This is a genomic window from Frankia sp. RB5 (assembly GCF_059816245.1).
This window is the reverse complement of sequence record NZ_JCBATA010000020.1, coordinates 1-18,686: the sequence shown is the minus strand read 5'-3', so window position 1 is coordinate 18,686 and position 18,686 is coordinate 1. Positions and strand designations below refer to the sequence as shown.

19 protein-coding genes and 1 pseudogene are annotated in these 18,686 nt (G+C 69.2%); 7 read left to right on the top strand and 13 right to left on the bottom strand.

Going from position 1 to position 18,686, the window contains the following annotated elements:
* Positions 1–12 precede the first annotated feature (12 nt).
* The 8 genes from AC6EXY_RS12775 to AC6EXY_RS12740 form a co-directional block, all read right to left on the bottom strand.
* Positions 13–1,023 (bottom strand): ABC transporter permease, encoded by a 1,011-nt coding sequence (locus tag AC6EXY_RS12775; RefSeq protein WP_165818413.1) that lies wholly within the window; start codon positions 1,021–1,023, stop codon positions 13–15.
* Positions 1,024–1,050: 27 nt separating this feature from the next.
* Positions 1,051–3,570 carry an ATP-binding cassette domain-containing protein gene (locus AC6EXY_RS12770; RefSeq protein WP_165818412.1) on the bottom strand — a complete coding sequence of 840 codons (2,520 nt, stop codon included), beginning with the start codon at positions 3,568–3,570 and terminating at the stop codon, positions 1,051–1,053.
* A 42-nt stretch (positions 3,571–3,612) separates the two neighbouring features.
* The gene (locus tag AC6EXY_RS12765; protein ID WP_101832222.1) at positions 3,613–4,743 is read right to left on the bottom strand and encodes a substrate-binding domain-containing protein; all 1,131 of its coding nucleotides are present in this window, start codon (positions 4,741–4,743) and stop codon (positions 3,613–3,615) included.
* Positions 4,744–4,840: 97 nt separating this feature from the next.
* The gene (locus AC6EXY_RS12760) at positions 4,841–6,238 is read right to left on the bottom strand and encodes an NtaA/DmoA family FMN-dependent monooxygenase (RefSeq protein ID WP_101832221.1); all 1,398 of its coding nucleotides are present in this window, start codon (positions 6,236–6,238) and stop codon (positions 4,841–4,843) included.
* Positions 6,235–7,113, bottom strand: a complete 879-nt coding sequence (locus AC6EXY_RS12755) for an ethanolamine ammonia-lyase subunit EutC (RefSeq protein WP_101832220.1) — start codon at positions 7,111–7,113, stop codon at positions 6,235–6,237. Before AC6EXY_RS12755 ends, AC6EXY_RS12760 begins: the two co-directional genes overlap by 4 nt.
* Positions 7,110–8,498: an ethanolamine ammonia-lyase subunit EutB gene (gene eutB / locus AC6EXY_RS12750; RefSeq protein ID WP_101832219.1), complete on the bottom strand. Its 1,389-nt coding sequence runs from the start codon at positions 8,496–8,498 to the stop codon at positions 7,110–7,112. The genes AC6EXY_RS12755 and eutB overlap by 4 nt, the downstream gene beginning before the upstream one ends.
* Positions 8,499–8,755: 257 nt before the next feature.
* The gene (locus AC6EXY_RS12745; protein ID WP_165818411.1) at positions 8,756–9,391 is read right to left on the bottom strand and encodes a TetR family transcriptional regulator; all 636 of its coding nucleotides are present in this window, start codon (positions 9,389–9,391) and stop codon (positions 8,756–8,758) included.
* A 490-nt stretch (positions 9,392–9,881) separates the two neighbouring features.
* Positions 9,882–10,181: a P-type ATPase actuator domain-containing protein gene (locus AC6EXY_RS12740; RefSeq protein ID WP_207770326.1), complete on the bottom strand. Its 300-nt coding sequence runs from the start codon at positions 10,179–10,181 to the stop codon at positions 9,882–9,884.
* A 528-nt stretch (positions 10,182–10,709) separates the two neighbouring features.
* Here AC6EXY_RS12740 and AC6EXY_RS12735 point away from each other — a divergent pair.
* The 6 genes from AC6EXY_RS12735 to AC6EXY_RS12710 all read left to right on the top strand — a co-directional run bounded on the left by AC6EXY_RS12735 (position 10,710) and on the right by AC6EXY_RS12710 (position 14,980).
* Positions 10,710–10,850 carry a hypothetical protein gene (locus AC6EXY_RS12735; RefSeq protein ID WP_499818077.1) on the top strand — a complete coding sequence of 47 codons (141 nt, stop codon included), beginning with the start codon at positions 10,710–10,712 and terminating at the stop codon, positions 10,848–10,850.
* A gap of 299 nt (positions 10,851–11,149) precedes the next feature.
* The gene (locus tag AC6EXY_RS12730; RefSeq protein WP_101832217.1) at positions 11,150–11,362 is read left to right on the top strand and encodes a hypothetical protein; all 213 of its coding nucleotides are present in this window, start codon (positions 11,150–11,152) and stop codon (positions 11,360–11,362) included.
* A gap of 109 nt (positions 11,363–11,471) precedes the next feature.
* Entirely contained in the window at positions 11,472–12,485 is a 1,014-nt protein-coding gene (locus AC6EXY_RS12725) for a zinc-binding dehydrogenase (RefSeq protein WP_243407589.1), read from the top strand.
* Between the two features lie 95 nt (positions 12,486–12,580).
* A complete protein-coding gene (locus tag AC6EXY_RS12720; protein WP_207770328.1) occupies positions 12,581–13,255 on the top strand; it encodes a DoxX family protein in 675 nt (224 codons plus the stop codon).
* Between the two features lie 453 nt (positions 13,256–13,708).
* The gene (locus AC6EXY_RS12715) at positions 13,709–13,942 is read left to right on the top strand and encodes a hypothetical protein (RefSeq protein WP_101832215.1); all 234 of its coding nucleotides are present in this window, start codon (positions 13,709–13,711) and stop codon (positions 13,940–13,942) included.
* A gap of 219 nt (positions 13,943–14,161) precedes the next feature.
* Positions 14,162–14,980, top strand: coding sequence for a PP2C family protein-serine/threonine phosphatase (locus AC6EXY_RS12710; protein WP_499818078.1), 819 nt, complete (start codon positions 14,162–14,164; stop codon positions 14,978–14,980).
* Between the two features lie 36 nt (positions 14,981–15,016).
* Here AC6EXY_RS12710 and AC6EXY_RS12705 read toward each other — a convergent pair whose 3' ends face one another.
* The 5 genes and pseudogenes from AC6EXY_RS12705 to AC6EXY_RS12685 all read right to left on the bottom strand — a co-directional run bounded on the left by AC6EXY_RS12705 (position 15,017) and on the right by AC6EXY_RS12685 (position 17,249).
* A complete protein-coding gene (locus tag AC6EXY_RS12705; protein WP_101832213.1) occupies positions 15,017–15,361 on the bottom strand; it encodes a hypothetical protein in 345 nt (114 codons plus the stop codon).
* A gap of 153 nt (positions 15,362–15,514) precedes the next feature.
* Positions 15,515–15,658 (bottom strand): annotated as a pseudogene (locus AC6EXY_RS12700) (universal stress protein); the annotation flags it as partial.
* A gap of 69 nt (positions 15,659–15,727) precedes the next feature.
* Positions 15,728–16,210: a YflT domain-containing protein gene (locus AC6EXY_RS12695; RefSeq protein ID WP_499818079.1), complete on the bottom strand. Its 483-nt coding sequence runs from the start codon at positions 16,208–16,210 to the stop codon at positions 15,728–15,730.
* A gap of 79 nt (positions 16,211–16,289) precedes the next feature.
* Positions 16,290–16,607 carry an STAS domain-containing protein gene (locus AC6EXY_RS12690; RefSeq protein WP_133150685.1) on the bottom strand — a complete coding sequence of 106 codons (318 nt, stop codon included), beginning with the start codon at positions 16,605–16,607 and terminating at the stop codon, positions 16,290–16,292.
* A gap of 150 nt (positions 16,608–16,757) precedes the next feature.
* Positions 16,758–17,249 (bottom strand): STAS domain-containing protein, encoded by a 492-nt coding sequence (locus tag AC6EXY_RS12685; protein WP_499818080.1) that lies wholly within the window; start codon positions 17,247–17,249, stop codon positions 16,758–16,760.
* Between the two features lie 707 nt (positions 17,250–17,956).
* On the opposite strand from AC6EXY_RS12685, the gene AC6EXY_RS12680 reads away from it, so the two are divergent.
* Positions 17,957–18,686, top strand: a 730-nt coding sequence (locus AC6EXY_RS12680) for a GAF and ANTAR domain-containing protein (RefSeq protein WP_499818081.1), incomplete at its 3' end; no start/stop codon positions are given.

Genomic DNA, 18,686 nt, shown 5'->3' with positions numbered 1-18,686 from the left:
GTTGTCCGGCTGTCACGGTGCGGTGAGGCGTGGGCCGGGTGATGGCGGCAGGGCGACACGCAGCCGGCGTCTGGGCAGCCGGATGTTGGGGTAGGCGACGGTGCCGAGGAGCACGAGGCCCTGAATGAGGCCCTGGACAGCCGCGGAGGCGCCCAGCGCGAGGATGAACTGCGACAGCATGGTCATGAACAGGGCCCCGACGACCGCGGCGACGAGGCTGATCCGGGTGCCGCTGACGGCGGCGCCGGCAACCAGGAGCGCCGAGATCGAGGACATCAGGTAGGTGCCGCCGGCGGCGGAACTGCCCGCGCCGATGTTGCCTGCGATGAGGACACCGGTGATGCCGAACAGGAGACCGGCGAGGCTGTAGGCGCTGACCAGCGCCCGGGTGACCGGCAGCCCGGCGGCGCGGGCGGCATCGGGGTTGGAGCCGGTGGCGACGAACCGGCGCCCGAAGGCCGTCAGCCGGATCAGCACCAGCAGTACCAGGACCACACCGAGGGCGATCCAGAAACTGGTCGCGATTCCCCCGACCCGGCTGGTGGCGAAGGTCTGCAAACTGCCCGGGATCATGATTTGCTGCCCGTCGGAGACCAGGTAGGCAAACCCCAGGAACAGTCCGTTCGATGCCAGGGTGGCCACCAGCGGAGTGAGCGCCAGCCAGGAGACCAGCAGGCCGTTGACGACCCCGGCCAGGACACCGGCGGCAAGCGCGACCACGACGGCCGGGACCGGAGCTGCACCAGAGTCGGTGAGTTTGGCGACGACAAGGCCGCAGAGCACGATGATCCCGGCGAGGGAGAAGTCGAAGCCGCGCTGCATGACAACAATGGCCTGGCCCAGTGTCGCCACGGCGAGCATGCCGAAGTAGGGCATCATGTTCGCCAGCGAGCGTGCCGTCGCGGCGTTCGGTGTGGCGATCAGCATGACCACGTACATCACGGCGGCCGCGACCCAGACCCACTTGTAGGGTGACGCGATCACCCAGCGTGCGATGCCGCGGGGGGTGGGCTTGCTGCTCATGGTCCTTCGCATCCCTTCTCGGCCTGGTCAGCGGGCCGGCCGGCGGCGAGCGAGCGAATAGGCGCAGACCGCGATGATGGTCACGAGGGCGACGAGGATCTGCTGCCAGCCCGGACTCAGCCCCAGATAGGGGGTGGCTGTCTGGACCTGGACGAGCAGGACGGCGGCGCACAGCACGCCGACGAAGCTTCCCCGCCCGCCGGTGAGCGCGATGCCCCCGACCACGGCGGCGGCGATGCTGGTGAGCACATAGCTCTCGCCCGCCGTCGGGTCGCCGGTGCCGATCTGGCCGATCAGCATCACCCCGGCGAGCCCGGCGAGCAGCGCGGAGCCGATGTAGGCGATCAGCGATGCCCGGCGCGCGCTGATGCCGAGGGTGTGGGCGGCCGCGCGGTCGCTGCCGACGGCCTGGAGTGCCTTGCCGCGGAGCGTGCGGGTTCGCCACAGTTCCAGGCCCGCGGCCACCACGGCGGCGGCGATGAGGGTGGCGGGGATCGGTCCGACGGACCAGGAGATCTTGTCGATGACCGAGTTCGAGATCAGCCCTCCGGCCTGTGGCCGAAGGATCAGTGCGATCGCGTCGAGCAGGGTCCACGTCCCGAAACTGGCCAGCATCGGGTTGAGCCTGAGCACCGCGCCCAGCAGCCAGTTGCCCAGTCCCACGACCAGGGTGGCGAGGACGATGAACGCCCAGCCCGCGAGGTCGTAGCCGTAGCCTGCCCCGATCAGGTAGAAGGAGGCGATCACCGGAGCCAGCGACATGAGCGGGCCGATACTCAGATCGAATCCGCCCTGCATCAGCACCAGGCCCTGACCGGTCGCGGCCACCGCGAGGATGGCCCCGAGGCCCAGCACGAGGCTGATGTTGCGGGTGTGCAGATAGGTGTGGTCGCACAGCTGTGCGACCACTGCCAAGATGATGATCAGGGCGAGCAGGACCGGCACCGACGCGCCGTCATGGTCAAGGATCCTTCTGAATCGCCGCGCCGTGGCCGCGCCGTGGTCACGCGTCGAGGATGCGCGTAGCACGGCGTTGGTGATGGTCTCCTCGGAGAGCTCCTCGCCGGCGATCTCGGCGACGATCTGGCCACGGGACATCACCGCCACCCGGTCGCAGACGCCGGCGAGCTCGCCGTTGTCCGACGAGAGCATGAGCACGCCGGCCCCGGCCGCCGCGACGGTGCGCAGCTGCCGGTAGATCTCGGCCTTGGCGCCGACGTCGACACCCTGCGCCGGCTGATCGGCGATCAGCAGCCGGGGCGCGCCGGCCAGTGCGCCGCCCATCACGACCTTCTGCTGGTTGCCACCGGAAAGCGAGGTGATCGGGCTGTCGGGCGAGGCGGCCTTGACGGCATAGCGTCTGAGGATCTCGTTGCTCTTCTGCCTTTCCAGCCGCGGGGAGACGAAGCCGAGGCGGGCAGCGCCCCGGACACCGCGGATCATCACGTTCTCCCGGACCGACAGGTCGGGGAAGATGCCCTCGCGATGGCGGTCCGCGGGGACGTAGGCGATACCCGCCTTCACGGCGGCGACCGGGTTCGAGACCCGCGCGTCGTACCCGCCGAGCTTCACCTGGCCGGTGCATTTCTGCAGGCCGGCGAGGGCTCGGGCGAACTTCGCCTGCCCGTTGCCGTCGATACCGGCCAGGCCGACGACCTCGCCTGGCTCGACGATGAGCGAGGCACCCGAGAACCCCTCGCCGCTCAGGTCGTACGCCTCGAGCACCGCCGGACGGCCCACCAGGGCGCGGTCCCGTGGCTGCTTCGCCGGGTACTGGGCGTCCAGAGACCGTCCGATGATGAGCTCGATGATCTGGGCCTCGTCGAGGTCCGCTGTCTCGCGGGTGCCGCGGTTGACACCGTTGCGCAGGACCGTGACCCGGTCGGAGATCTGCCGGACCTCCCTGACCCGGTGGGAGATGTAGACGACCGCGGTGCCGCGCGCGGCCAGTTCACGGACGACCCGGAACAGCCGGTCGACGTCCTCGGCCCTCAGGTGCTCCGAGGGCTCGTCGAGGAGCAGCACCGCCGGAGCCTGGCAGAGAGCGCGCGCCAGCTCGACGATGAACTGCTGCTCGGCGTTGAGCGCGTCAGCACGCATCCGCGGGTCGATGTCGGGCCGGTCGTCCCACGCGCCGAGGCATGTGCGCGCCCAGGCGGCAGAATCCCTGACTCGCGGCCTCATGCTGGCCGGCACGCCGAGCAGCAGGTTGTCGGCGACCGTCAGATCGGGCAGAAGGGCCGGATGCTGGCGCACGATGGCCAGGCCGGCTGCCCGAGCGGCCACCGCGTCGCCTCGTATCTCATGGCCGTCCACGACGGCCTGGCCCGCGTCGGGCACCAAGGCGCCCGACGCGACGGCCATCAGGGTGGACTTGCCCGCCCCGTTCTCACCGACGAGGCCGTGGATCTGGCCGGCCGGCACTTCGAGCGTGACGTCCGAGAGTGCGTGCACCGCACCAAAGGACTTGCTGACACCGGTGAGCTGGAGGCGATAGCCCCTCGGAGGGGCCTGGGTGGACGAGTCCGAGGTGGCTGGCTCAGCCACGGCACCCTTCGCTGCTTCTAGCATGATCCACGACCTCCAGCGTCACTTCAGAGCAGCAGTGAGCTGGCTGGCGGTCAGTCCGCTGGTCAGGTCGGCGTCAGCCGGCAGACCGGGGTCACAGGTCAGCGCCGCCTTGCCCCCGGCCGTGTCGACGGCCTGCTGCGGCACGATCGCGGTCGGCTCGTCCCAGGCGATGCTGTTGTAGGAGGCCAGACCGTGGCGCAGCGCGGCCGCGATGACCTGGGTGGTGGACTCCCACGTCGCGAATGGGTACTTCGCGGTTCCGGACAGCTTGCTGTAGTCACAGTAAGTGATGTTCGCGCCTGCCGAGCAGCCGACAGCGGGCGGTCTGACCCCGGCGGCGGTGAACGGCGCGACGTACATCGAGCCGCAGCCAGCCGTCGCGATGGCGGTGATGTTGCCGTACTTCTGGATCGCGCCGGTCGTGACCTTCTGAATCGTCTGCGGGTCGTAGTTTCCGACCAGGAACGAGTCGCCGACCAGTTTCAGGCTCGGATAGGCGGCCAGACCGGCCTTGACGCCGTCGTAGAGGTCCTTGGCGGACGTCGAGGTGGCGACGTCACCGATGACTGCGACATTGCCGCTGGGGACGTTCTTACCGAACCAACTCGCGATCCGCTGACCGATGCCGTAGGTGTCGAGGTGGACGCTGAGGGTGTAGTCGGTGCCTGCCTTGCCCCCGATCGAGCCGTAGTAGGGGACCACGGTGACGCCGGCCTTGGTGGCCGCCCGCAGGGCGGGCAGCTCGGAGTCACCGAAGTCCGGCAGGACGATCAGGAGGTTGACGCCCTTCGACACCATCGAGTTGATGTCGGTCGAGACCTGCTGCGGATTGCCGTTGGCCGACGCGTACTCGATGTGCGGGTCGATGTTGGGACACTTGGCGATCTGGACCCTGAGCACCTCCAGCGCGGTCTTGCGCCACGTGTTGTTGAGGCCGTCCTCGACACCGATTTTGATCCGCTTGGTACCGCACACCTTCGAGGTGTCCCAGTCGGCCGGATTCCAGGTCGGTCCACTCGTCGTGCCCGGGTGCGCCGACGCCGAGGCGGACGCCTGCGACGTGCTCGACGGCGGTGCCGACGGGGCACCGCAGGCGGCAACCATGCCGGCGGCCGCGGCCACCACCGCGACCTTGAGGAGAATACGCATCTGACGCTGTTCCTTTGAGGGGCGAAGAAATGATGTGATCACCCACGAACGACGCTGTGCGCAGGCACTTCAGGGAATGCTGTTCTCGGGTCTGCCTTCAGACCAGCGCCGGCGTCCGCCGGAACGACGCGGCGTGATGGTTCTCGGATATGCGCCTGTGTCCCTTCCCGAAGATGTTCTCGCGCAGCGTAGAACCGTCGTACTGTGTGCGGTAGATTCCGCGCCGCTGCAACTCCGGGACGATGTAGTCGCGGAAGTCACGGACGCTGTGGGGGTACATGAGGGACCGCAGCAGGAACCCGTCCAGGTCAAACCTCTGCATGTAGGCCTCGAGCTCGTCGGCGACCTTCGCGGGGCCACCGACGAAGGTGCCCGGGCCGTGCCGCAACACCTTGAACATGTCCATGTAGCCGCCGACGGTGATGTCCGGGTGCGGGATGTAGGCCGTGAAGTCGTCGCGCCGGAAGCCGTCCGACCTCAACGCGTCGAGCAGGTTCTCTCCGCGATCGTGAACCAGCGGGTTGAAGCCGTTGAGGGCATTGATGTGCGCGAGGTATCCCTCCGGCCGCGTCCACCGCTCGTAGACGGTCATCTTCGCCTCGGCCGCGGCATCATCCTCGCCGGTCACGATGGCCGCGATGCCGAGCAGCTTCATGTCCTCCCGGCCGCGGCCGAAAGCGGCCGCCTTCGCCCGCAGATCCGCGGTCAGGGTCCGGTAGATCTTCGGGTCGGCGCCGCTGGCCGCGAAGACGACCTCGGCATGCTTGGCGGCGAAGAGCCGGCCGCGCTCGGACATGCCGGCCTGGAAGATCAGTGGTGTGCGCTGCACGCTGGGGTGCCACAGCGCAGGTCCAGAGCACGCATAGTGCTCACCGATATGGTTGATCTTGTGGACCTTGGTGGGGTCGATGTAGACACCGGTCTCCCGGTCGCCGACCACCGCGTCGTCCTCCCACGAACCCTCCCAGAGCTTGTAGCAGACATCCATGAACTCCTCGGTGGTGTCGTAACGCTGCGCGCTCGAGGACGCCGCCGGGACCCCGTAGTTGTCCTCACCGTTCCTGATGAACCCGGTCACGACGTTCCAGCCGACGCGGCCCTTGGTGAGGTGGTCGAGGGTCGCCATCCGGCGTGCGTGGGAGAAGGGCGGGTCGAAGGTGCTCGCCGCGGTGATGGCCAGCCCCAGCCGGGTGGTGACGGTCGCGACCGAGGCCGCGACCAGGCCGGGGTCGATCACCGGAACGTGCATTCCCTCGCGTAGCGACACGTCGAAGGAGCCGCCGAAGGAGTCGGTGATGCCGAGGCCGTCCGCCATGAACAGCGCGTCCATCCTCGCCTCCTCACAGATTCTGGCGATCTCCGCCCAGAAGGAGGGGTCGTCGAACTGCGCCTTCTTGTTCTCCGGATGCCTCCAGATGCCGTAGTCGTTGTGTGCCAACGTTGGCATGGTCAGCAGAGAGAAATGCATCTGGCGCTTCTCGGAGTTCTCGGTCATTCGGCTTCTCTTTCGATTTCGGTTCGGGGTGGACGAGCTTCCGGACCTGTCCTGAGAGTCCTTCCGCTGCCCGGCCTGATGGGCTTTCCGGCGGCGCGATCCGCCTGACCGAGGCGCTCTTTGACCGTGAATCCGCTCGCGCCGGCGGCGACCAGGTCTGCCATCAGGGAGGTGATCCGCTCGACGGCGGCCCGCACGCTGACCCCGTGGGGCGAGATGTTGCACACCAGGTTGCGCTCGGCGTCGGTGTCTCCTGCCCTCGGACGGAAGGCCAGGTAGGCCGACAGGCTGCGACGGGTTCGCAGCCCTGGCCGCTCCCCGATCAGGAGGATCGCGACCCGGCAGGCGGTGTGGACGCCGATGTCGTTCAGGACGCCGACCCGCGCTCGGCGGACGAAGACAGGTGTGGCGAACGACCAGCCCATCCCGACGGCACCGGCTCGCAGGCCCGCCACCACCGCCGGCCCACTCACGGCCAGCGCTTCGGGCGACAGCCCATCTCCCAGCACCACCTGCAGGTCTGCTCCGCGCGTGGCCGTTCGCCGGATCCTGGTGACCCCGTCCGCGTCGAGTCGGCGGCCGAGGTCGGGTCGCAGCAGGTACTCGCGGTGCGATCGGGCCTGGGTGGCGACGTCGATCAGTCCCCAACGGCCGGCGACCTCGCGCAGCGCGGGGTGGTCGACGTCGACCACGGCGGCGAGGGCGTCCTTCGCCAGGGCGTGATCGACACGCAGGCGGAGGAGGTCCGCGGTCCGGTACGACGTGCCCGCACTGCCGAGGAAGAGCCGGGCGGGAGTGGCCAGCGCGGCGCTCACCCGCGGATCGGACAACGGGTCGCAGGCGTGCTCCGACCGGGAGATCGCGGCGTCGGTCATCGCCCGGCCACCAGATCACCGATGCGGCGGCCGATCGCGGCGGGGACCGCCGCCTCCTGGGCCGAACGCGTGCCGAACGTGCGCCGGTGCCATGCGTCGAACTCGGGGGCCGGCCTGCGGCCGAGGACCTCGCGCGTGGTCGCGACGTCGTGGTAGCTGGTCGACTGGTAGCCGAGCATGACGTCGTCGCCCGCCGGAACACCCATCACGAAGGTGCACCCGGCCAGAGCGAGCAGCAGGAGGGCGCTGTCGTTGCTGTTGTGGTCGGCCGCGACGTGGTTGGTGAAACAGACGTCGGCGCCCATCGGTAGTCCCATCACCTTGCCGACGAAATGGTCCTCCAGCCCCGCGCGAGTGATCTGCTCGGCGTCGGCGAGGTATTCCGGTCCGATGAAACCGACCACGGAGTTGATGAGAAACGGGTCGAAGAGCCGGGCGAACCCCTGGGCGCGGGCCTCGCAGGTGAGCTGGTCGATCCCGTGATGAGCGTCCGAGGACAGCGCCGAGCCCTGCCCGGTCTCGAAGTACATCGCGTGGCGGCCGGCGTACCGGCCCGGGTCGGCTTCATGCTGCGCCCGGACCGCGTCCGCCGCCTCCATCAGCAGCGCCAGGTCCACGCCGAAGGCTCGGTTCGCCGCCGCCGTGCCGGCCACTGACTGGAAGAGCAGGTCGGCCCGCGCACCTCGCTCGATAGCAGCCAACTGGGTCGTGACATGAGCAAGGACGCAGCCCTGGGTCGGTATCGCGAGTTCGTCGATGAAGGCGTCCAGCATCCGCAGGATCGCGACGACCGACTCGACCGACTCGACCGCGGGATTGACGCCGAGAAGGGCATCACCGCAGGCGTGGGAGAGGCCGTCGAAGATCGAGTAGGCGATGCCCGCGGGATCGTCGGTCGGATGGTTGGGCTGCAGCCGCGCGGCCAGCACGCCCGGCTGACCGACGGTGGTGCGGCACGTCGTCTCGACCTGCAGCGCAACCGTGGCGCGCACCAGGTCCAGGTTGCTCATCAGCTTCGCCGTCGCCGCGGCGATCTCCGGCGTGACCAGGCCGCGCAGGCCAGGCCACTCCGAGGCGAAGCCTGGTGACAGCACGCGTTCACGGAACTCGCCCACCGTCAGACCGCCCAGGGTGGTGTCGAACCGCTCGCGGTCCAGCCGGGAGAGGATCGCGGTCGTGACCTCGTCGTCGACCAGTGGCTCGTCGACGATCTCGGAGAGCCGGACGTCGGCGAGCACGAGCTTCGCGGCCATGCGCTCCGCCCCGCTCGCGGCGGCGATCCCGGCCAGCACGTCGCCCGACTTGGGCTCGTTCGCCTTGGCGAGGATCTCGGCCAGCGCGCCAAACGTGAAGTGCTCGCCGCCCACCCGGGCGGAACCCTTCATGGCCGTCCCCGGAAGGGCGCGGCCAGAGAGGTCTTCGGCATCGTGAGTCCTTCGTCGATCGGCTAAATTTTCCGTCAGTGACTGTCCCCTAGGCAGGTGATGTCTTTCTAGCGGTTACTGACTACTTGCCGCAAGCCGTCCCGGGTAAACTCTGGGTAACTGAAATGTCTCCCTCGCTACTCTGCGTGCAGTGCCCGAACATGCGTGAGGGGCGCCCCATCCGGGGCGCCCCTCACGGGTAGGAAGAAGTTCGGCGGTCAGGTCCCCGTCGGCGGCTTGAGCAGCTCGGCCAGCGCATCCCACGCCTCGGCCGGCGAGACCCCGAGGGAGCCGTCGATCGCCGCATGGCGTTCGGCATTCGCCATCCCGACAATGATCGCAACCGCGCCCCACACACGCGGCCGGGGATCCTGATCGATGTCGACGCCGAGCCGGCGCGCGACGATCCGGGCGATGTCGTCCTGCCAGGTCCTCGCGCGGGCGTCGATGCCTGCCCGAAGCCGGGTCGAACCCTGCGCGAGCTTCAGCACCTGGGCTGTCGAACGCCTGAGCTCCTCGCTTCGCTCACCCGCCATGGTGACCTCGACGTCGTAGGCACCTGTGTAGGTGTTGCGAAGCACGTCGAACCACGGGCGGTCCAGGGGCTGGCTCTCCAGCCGACTGATGATGTCGAGGCCATAGCCCTCCATGAGGGTCAGCACGACATCCTCCTTCGTCGGGAAGTGCCGGAAGAAGGTCCGCTCCGAGATACCCGCCTCGGCCGCGATCTCCGCCACCGAGACCTCGTCGAACCCCCGCTCGCCGAAGAGCTTGAGCGCTGCCGCACGCAGCTCTGCCTCGATCGCCCGCCGCTGCCGCTCCCGCAAGCCGAACGGCTTCGGCGCCTCTGTCACCGTTGACCTCCCTGTCGCCACAGCCGCTCTGCCGATCACGGCGGAAATCGTCAGCCGGTGCCATGTTGGCAGTCGAGGTGCATGTCCGTCCAGGCGTGCGGCCGATCCGGGCAAGGGCGCCGGCCTCCACGTGTAACCTCCTCCCGCCACTTGTAACTCCGTCGTGGATACATTTGGGTGCGCCGCGTGATGTGAGCCAGCTGATCGCCTTCCTCCGCGCTGCCGGAGGCGACACCACCGAGGTGGAGGTCAAGTCTGCCGCCGGCGGGTTGCCTGCCTGGTTGACCTCGACGTTGAGCGCGCTGGCGAACCAGCCCGGAACACCTCCGGGTCGCCCAGCGGGGCGGCGGCGATGCCCAGCCGTTGTCCCATGCCGAGGGAGAAGGCGCCCACGCGGCGGTGCGCGGCCTCGGTCAGGCCGACGGCTCCGAGGACCTCGTCCACGCGGCGCCGCGGGATCGCGTTGGCGTCGGCGAGCCAGCACAGGCGGTTACAGCGACCCGACCACCGGGTCCTCGTCGGCCGAGCGGCTCGCGGGCAGCGACTCTCCGGTCAGGGCGGACAGGTCGAGCAGCACCGTCCCGTCGGTGATCCGCGTGTCTGCGCAGACCCGCTCTCCTTCGGCGACGATCAGGACGTCACCGGGCACTAGGTCGCGGGCGGCGATCTCGGCGGAGGCTCCGTCGCGGACCACCCGGGCGGTCGCGGGCAGGAAGCTGGCCAGTGCGTCGACCGCGCGTTCGGCCTGCATCTCCTGCACGAACGCGAAACCGGCGTTCAGCAGGATCACGGGACGGGGCCGCCGCCGCCCGGACCACTACGAACCGCGCCGCCCCTCGGCGAGGCAAGGAAGGCAGCGGATCAAGATCCCGAACATTGACTTCCGAATAAATACTGCCGCAGGATCCTGTCGGGTTTTCACGCCAGTCGACAGTCAGGTGCTCTCGGGGCTATGCTGAGCTGGCTAGGACAAAGCCGGCTCGGGATCGGAAACGCCGCGTAACTGCCGCGAGACCGCGAGTGTGTGACTCCCGCTCGAGCGCCGCCAGTGATCGTCCACAGGACGTCGCCTGTGACATCGTCCGAAACATCTTCCCGCCATTGCGCGGCTGATCCTGTTCAAACCTGGATCGACACGGCACGAGCCACCAAAGAATCGCAACCCGCCTGACACCCGCGGTCCACCCCGGCCACTCGCCGCAGACGCCTGATACCAGCACGTTCCGCCGCGCCGCTCCACACCCCTCCGGGGAGGACGCGACGAATGCCCGCCGGCGCGCTGGAAACAGCCGGCAATCCACGGACAGCAGGGAAAAGTATGAGCATCCTCGCCTGGATTCTGCTCGGCCTCATCGCTGGCCTGATCGGGGCCGTCGCCGTCATGCTGGCCGTGCGTCTGGTCACCGACGCGTCGGGCCGGCTGGTTCCGGGACGCCGGCACCTGACCTCGCGCCACTGACGTGACGAAAATCCGCTCCCCCAGGTCCGAGGTGTCGGGACAACGGTCGGTCAGGTTCGCCTCCCGTTTTCATGCCGGACCCTGACACCCGCCCCGACCGACGCCCCCACCAGCGCACTCCCCAGCTGAGTCCCTGGACGGGAGTCGTCCTGACCAGAACCACGGGCGCTTCGCCGGACCACCGGCCGCCCGAACCAGACACCACCCGGCCCGCGTTTCACCGCGACCCACCGGCTGCCACCGGCTGCCACCGGCGCCGCCACGGGGGGTCGGCGCCGGCATCCGCATGGAGGCACCTCATGAGCCCCAACTTCCTCGTGGTCGCCCTGTTCGCCGCGTTCCTCGTCGGCGGCGTCCTCAACGCGATCGCACCGCTGTGGGCAGTCGTCCTCATCGGCGTGGCCCTCGCCGTCGCCGCGTTCGTCGTGATGGACCGCTACCCGGGCGTGCGCAGGAGCCGACGACGCCCAGCGACCGCGACCACACCGCCGGCCAGCGGCCAGCACGACTAACTGTGCCTCCCACGCCCTCGCAGACGGTGCGCGGGGCGGCTGGGTTCATCAACAAGGTATTTGCGACTGGAGCGGCATGAAGGCACTCGTCTTTCACGGACCGAACGCCATGGCATGGGAAGACATTGTCCGTCCCACGCTGGGCGCCGACACCGACGCCATCGTGCGGGTCGATGCGACCACGATCTGCGGCACGGACCTGCACATCCTGCGCGGCGACCTGCCGGCCATGGTCGACGGTCGGATCCTCGGCCACGAAGCGGTCGGCACCGTCGTCGAGACCGGCGCCGCGGTCACGAACGTACGGCCAGGCGATCGGGTCCTGGTCTCGTGCGTCAGCGCCTGCGGCGCGTGCCGCTACTGCCGGGACGGCCGGTACGGGCAGTGCACCGGCGGCGGCGGGTGGATCCTCGGGAACACGATCGACGGCACGCAGGCCGAATACGTCCGGGTCCCGTTCGCCGACAACTCCACCTACCCGATACCAGGCGGCGTCAGCGACGAAGAGATGCTGATGCTCGCCGACATCCTTCCCACCGCCTACGAGGTTGGCGTCCTGAACGGACGGGTCCAGCCGGGCGAGGTCGTCGCGGTCGTCGGTGCCGGACCGATCGGCCTGTCAGCGATCAGCGGCGCGCGACTGTTCAGCCCAAGCCTCGTCATCGCCATCGACAGGACACCCGCCCGGCTCGACGCGGCCAAGCAGTTCGGCGCGGAAATCGTCATCAACAACGCCGAACAGGACCCGATCGCGGCCGTCCGGGAACTGACCGGAGGACTCGGCGCGGACCTCGCCATCGAGGCCGTCGGCGTGCCGGCGACATTCGAGCTCGCGGTCGACCTCGTTCGACCGGGCGGCCGGGTCGCGAACATCGGCGTCCACGGCAAGCCGGCCACGCTGCACCTGGAACGGGTCTGGGACCGGGACCTCACGATCACCACCGGGCTGGTCGACGCTTACTCGACGCCAACCCTGATCCGTCTGCTCGCGAGCCGCCACCTCGACGCCCACCGGTTCGTCACCCACCACTTCGGGTTCGACGAGTTCCTCACGGCCTACGACGTGTTCTCCCGCGCGGGCGAGACCGGCGCGCTCAAGGTCATCCTCACTCACGACGGCTAACGGCTCCTGGCCGCGGCCCGCTGTCCGCGCCGCAACCGTCCGCGGGCACTCGCCCCGCGGACCCGAACCATGAGAAACGAAGGAACGTGAGCGCGATGGTCGACATCGCCCACAACCGCAACGCCCCCGTCGAGACCACCCGTCAACCCGTCGACACCCTGACACGTCCGACCGTCAAGGACACCGACGTTCCCTCAGCCAGCGCGGTACCCCAGGTCCCCGCGAACCGGTCACCGGCACCCGAGCAGCCACCAATCTCCTCGGCCACCCGCGATCGACGCCCGGCCCCCGGCGTCCGCTACCTGCTGGCAGCCATCAGGCTCGCGTTGGGCTGGGTCTTCCTGTGGGCGTTCCTCGACAAGGCGTTCGGCCTCGGCCACGACACGACCTCAGCGAAGGCCTGGAGCCACGGCGGCAGCCCCACCAAGGGATTCCTCGGCTCCGCCACCAAAGGCCCCTTCACCGGCTTCTACCACTCACTGGCCGGCACCACCTTCGCCGACGTGGCGTTCATGATCGCCCTCGCCGCGATCGGCACAGCACTGATCCTCGGCATCGGCATGTGGCTCGCCGCGGCCAGCGGCGCAGTCCTGACCGTCATGATGTGGAGCGCCGTCCTCCCACCGGCCAGCAACCCCTTCCTCGACGAACACCTCATCTACGCCGCCGTCCTGGTCCTCCTCGCCTGCCTCGGCGCCGGCCGAACCCTCGGACTCGGACGCCTCTGGGCGACCACCCCCCTGGTCCGACGCCTGCCCTGGCTCGCATAGAACCCGTCAGCGACGGTCGGGTCCGCCGGCCTCAAGCCGCTCTGCTCGACGACAGCGCCGTCGTCGAGCAGAGCGTCGACGGGCGCTGGGCCGCGTTGCCGACGGACGATCCCGGGTGGCAGCCGGCATTCGCCGGCCGGGCGGGCTTGATCCCGGATGCGGTGGCGGTAGCCGCTGTGGCGGCACCTTTCGACAGCGCAGCGGACCGCAGAGCACATGAAGACCGCGATGTGCCATTGACATTGTGGTCAAGTCAAAAATGCACGGCGCTGGCCACTATTCCGGCGACTGGTTACTCCGTCCGTCGCCGGACAGTCGAACGGGGGCGGCGTACGATAGCGCCGCTGGGAAACAGCTAGCCCGGGTGGGGGCTGCCGCGCGTCAGCGTCGCGGTCTCACGAGCTTCATGCTCAGCGCCGGGCACACCGGTGATCTCTCCTCGAGAGGCACCACATGTCCGCTCATGACGATTCCGCCCCGGCGCCGTCCACGTCCATAGCTGTGCTTGGCAGCCAGTACGGCACGTGCGACGGCCATTCCGCGTTCGCCAGGGAGACCAGCCCTGGTAGCTGGCAGGTCAAGGTGCACCATCCCAGCAACCCGGCCGCGGGCCACGACGGCTGGGTGCTGCTCGGCTCCGGCTGGCCGACCCTGGCCGCCGCGACCGCCGCGACCGGCCTGATCTGAGCCCACGGCCCCGATGTCCCACCATCGCGACGACACGGCAATGACACGCAGGGCGGGCAACCGGGTCGGATCGCGCGCGGCACCGGGGAGTGGCGGCTCATGCGAGCGCGACCCCGCGTAGATGCCGACACCGACGAGCAGCTCGCACACCGGTTGCTGACCGTACCGACGCAACTGCCCGGGGAGCCGACAGCGGTTACCCCCGACGGGGATCGCCCGTTGGGCGGTCTACTGCCCGCGCGGATGTCCGACGTTCCGGGGATGCAGGTCGCCGCGCGCAGCCTCCCCGCGGCCGACGGTCGGGGGGCTCTCGGCGACTTCTACGACATGTTCCCGGTGCGGTTATCCGCCGACACGGACGCCAGACCGCACGCGGACCGAGTCCAGGCGCGGTGTGCACCCACGGGGGAAGGGGAACGCTGGGATGCCGTGATCGGGGACGTCAGCGGCCACGGCTCACAGGCCGCGATGGTCGCGGCACTGGCACGCCACACGATCCGCGCCGTCGCGACGGCCGAGAAGACCCCGTCGCAGATACTCGACCGGCTCAACACCGCGCTGCTGACCCAGGACCCTCGGAACGAGCGCTTCCTCACCGCCACCTATCTCATGCTGTTCCCCCGCCCGGGCGCAGTCCGCGTCCTCCTCACGTCGGCGGGACACATGCCCGCGCTGCTGCGCAGCCCTGCCAGCTCGGTACGTGCCGTCGGACACCACGGCCTGCCCCTGGGCCTGTTCGCCAACGCCGGTCTGAGGAACGTACGGGTGACCCTGCGGCCGGGAGACACGATGCTGCTTTACACCGACGGCGTCACCGAAGCCCGACAAGGCCGCGAACAGTACGGCGAACAACGCCTCCGCGCCCTCCTCACAGCGGCCGGGCAGCTCAGCGCGCCTGACCTCGTCGACGCCGTCGAAGAAGACGTACTCACCTTCACCGGCGGATCCCACACCGACGACATCGCCATCCTCGCCCTCCACGCCCTCCACGCCCTCCACGCCCTCCACGCCACCGGCCTAGCCGGTCAGATCCCATAGGAATGTCCCGCACCGCCGTCGACACGGGCCTCCGTCTCAGCGTGTCCGCGTCTCGCGGTCCGCCTTACGGAACACCCGATGATGACCCGTGGTTGCCGGCCCGGTGTGACCGTGGTCGTCCGGGCCGCCGCCCATCATGGCGAGCATCGCCCGCCCGCCGGTGCTCAGAAAACGGACGACGAGAGCCGCCGCGAGCAGCAGGAAGAGGATGTTGAGGACGGTCGTGTAGTTCCAGCGAATGCCGTCGGCGCCGACCTTGGCGTGCCGGGGCCGGTCGGGACCAGGCCGAGGGGGGTGAAGACCAGCTCGACGACGTAGCCGGCCGCGATCATGGTCAGGTAGAAGGTGACGGCGATGATCGAGCACCGCCGCCAGCGGCACGTTCCCGATCGAGCAGACGAACGTGATGACGGCGACCAGGGGACCGGTGATCAGCCCCCAGATCTTCGCGGCCAGCAGGCGACCGGTCAGGAACCGATGCTGCCAGAAGCGGTCGGGGATCCACGCCCCGGCACGGCGTCCCTCGGTGTCGCCCTACCAATGGGTCAGGTCCGAAACCTGGCTGGGAGCGGGGGTGTCCCCGTGCAGCACGAGCACGGGGCAGGTTGCGTGTTCGGTGCACGCGGCGCTGACCGAGCCGAGGAGCAGACCGGCGAAGCCTCCGTGCCCGCGTCGTCCAGTGGTGGTGGGCGCCAGGTTGATCACGAACCGGTGGTCGCGGCGCGCGGAGGTGGCCGGTCGGGGACGTCAGATCGAGGCCTTGCGCGGCGTGGCCGCGAGGAGTTCATGCGCGCGAGCGGCGTGTGCGCGCTCCACGAGGACTTCGTACTTGGTGGCCACGATCTGGTTGACCGAGGCGAAGTCGCGGCTGCCGTGCCGGGTCGCCGTGCTGTAGCCGATCTGACTCCAGGCCAGCCCGAACACGGCCCCGAGCAGCGGCGTGGTGAAGAGAAAGCCGAGTTGGTTCCGATCGCCGAACAGGCTGAACGCGATTCCGACGAACAGTCCGATCCAGAGCCCGGACAGCGCGCCGGCAGCCGCGATCTTTCCGCGGGTCAGGCGTCCGGTGACGCGTTCGATCGACCGCAGCTCGGTGCCGACGATCTCCACGTTCTGTACGGGGAAGTCCTGGTCAGCGAGATAGTCGACCACTTCCTGGGCGCCGGCGTACTGGTCGTACACACCCAGGGACATGGGGTATTCCAAGTCCAGCCGGGCGGCGGTGAACATCTCGCTTCTCGTCATACAGGAGTCCTATTCGGTGGTGGCGCGCGGTGCGAAGGCGATCAGGAGGCGGGTGAGCTGACGGTCATCCACGCACTCCACGCTGGCTCGTCGGGGCCACGGACGACGTGGGCATGACGGGCTCGGTCGGCTCGAGGGGCTTGGCCACGTCGCCGCAGCCTTCCCGCCAGGCCTTGAGGTCGACGATCAGCAGCGAGGGTTGCCGGTCGAGGCCGGTCGTCAGCGCCGCACGGAACGCGGTCCGGGTGGCGCGGTCGATCTCACCGTGCGCACGCACGATTGTCCGGTCGGCCGGGGCGTAGATGTCGGTATGGAAGCGGGAAGCGAACCTGCGCGGGCGCCGCGCCTTCGGTGTGTAGGCCGGGAGGAGAGTCTTCGTCATGGTCACTGGCGCGACGTGGTGCGTCGACGTCCCCGTGGCGCATGTCCGGTCGTCCCGGTGATACCCGCGACGACCCAGCCGGTCCGTTCCCGGTCAGCTTTTCGGCGATCAGGCCAGCGACGAGTCCCAGCACGATCCAGGCGATGATGCTCATGGTGTTCCCTGCTGTCTGATACTCGCCGGCTTGTGGTATACGGGGTGGACGTCGAGGGTTACGACCAGGCCGGCGTCGAGGAACTCGGTGAAGACCGCCGGCTGGGCGCCACGGACAGTGATCCGGCGTCCGTGCCGAGCCGCCCGGGAAGCGACATCCACCAGCACTGCGAGCGCCGCCGCGCCGAGGGAGGACACGTCGCCGAGCTCGACGACCAGCAGCGGTTGCCCCGCGTGCATCCCGTGGTCGAGAGCGGCCTGGAACGTCGCGGCGACCACGCCGGCCGCGGACAGGAGGTGGACGGTCGTGACCCGGTCACGATGCGAGGTGAAGATCCCCACCGCGGCCCCGGACGGACCGGACCCCCGGCGCTGGACCGTGAGGCCTTGGCTGGCGTTTTCGGCGCCGAGCTGGGCCAGCACGCGAGGCCGTTCGGTGCTGTCCAGGGGTCCCAGGAGAACGTCGAGAAAATCGCGCCGGTATTCCATTAGGTTCGCCCGGTCCCAGCCGGCGACCGATGATCAAAGCGTACCTGGCCGCGCGGCGGCGACCCACCCAAAGGCTCCGTTGGGGGTGACGAGGAAACGCAGGCGGAAACAGCAGTGCAAAGGTGACCGGAGGACTTGGACACTGTCACAGACGACGCCCTGAGGACGATCACTGGCGGTGCTCGAGCGTGAGTCGCACACTCGCGGTCCCGCGGCAGCTACGCGGCGTTCCCGATCCCGAGCCGGCTATGTCCTAGCACGCCGAAGCATAGCCCGACGAACACCCGAATGTCGACAAGGCGACAACAGGCGACCATGTCGCCGCGCGCAGGAGCGCACCGCGGTGTCCGCGCGGGCGCGTGCGATGCGCTTCGTGTCCGAACATTCCCATGCTCGGCCCCACCACGGACGGGCCTTCACGATCGAACGCGTGTAAGGGCGCTGTGGTAGCTTGGGAATCGGCCGGATCTCTACGAATATCGACGTCGTGTCGGTGTCGCCTCCCGGCTGCGGCCATCTGGCGGCTCTTATCGCCGGGGTTAGGCGGCCGTCATGATGACGGGCCGAACGTTCACACTTCGCGACCAGGTCGACGCCGCCCACGTCAGCGACGCGATCGCGCACCCACCCATCACCCAACCTGCGGGCTATCGTCCCGATCCGGCCGCTGGCACGGGCGTGGGAGCAGGCATGCGGGTGACGCGGGCATGACGGAGTTCGACGATGAGATCACCGTTCTGGCGCCGGCACTGAGTTTCGAGCAGGCACGGGCCGATGACCTCGACCTGCGGGCGGGCCTGGCCGGTCTCGCTGGTCTTGTCTCCGGTTCCCTCGACCTTCAGGAACTGCTGACTCGGGTGGCGAGCTTCGCCACCCGCGCCATCCCCGGCGCCGACGGCGCCGGGGTGACGTTGCTGCGCGCCGACCGGGATGGCACCCGGATCGAGGCGCTGGCCGCGAGCGCGCCATTCGTCCGGGACATCGACGAGATCCAGTATGTCGTCCTCAACGAGGGCCCCTGCATCACCGCCACCCTCGACCGGCGCACGGTCCGCTCGGGATCCCTGGGCGGCGACCGGCAGTGGCCGCGCTTCGGCCCCCGGGTCAGCCGCCTCGGGGTGCACAGCGCCCTGTCGCTGCCGTTGCTGCTACCGGACCAGGTGGTAGGGGCGATCAACGTCTACGCCCACGGCAAGGACGTCTTCGACGAGCACGCCGCCGAACTCGGCGAGCTGTTCGCCGCCCCGGCGGCGGTCGCGGTCCACAACGCCCAAGTGCTGGCCCAGGCGCTGAACCTCACGATCCAGCTTCAGACGGCGCTGTCGAGCAGGCCGGTCATCGACCAGGCCATCGGGTTGCTGCGTGGGCGTACCGGCGCGACCGCGGAGGAGGCGTTCGCGCGGCTGCGCGTGATCAGCCAGCGCGAGAACGTCAAAC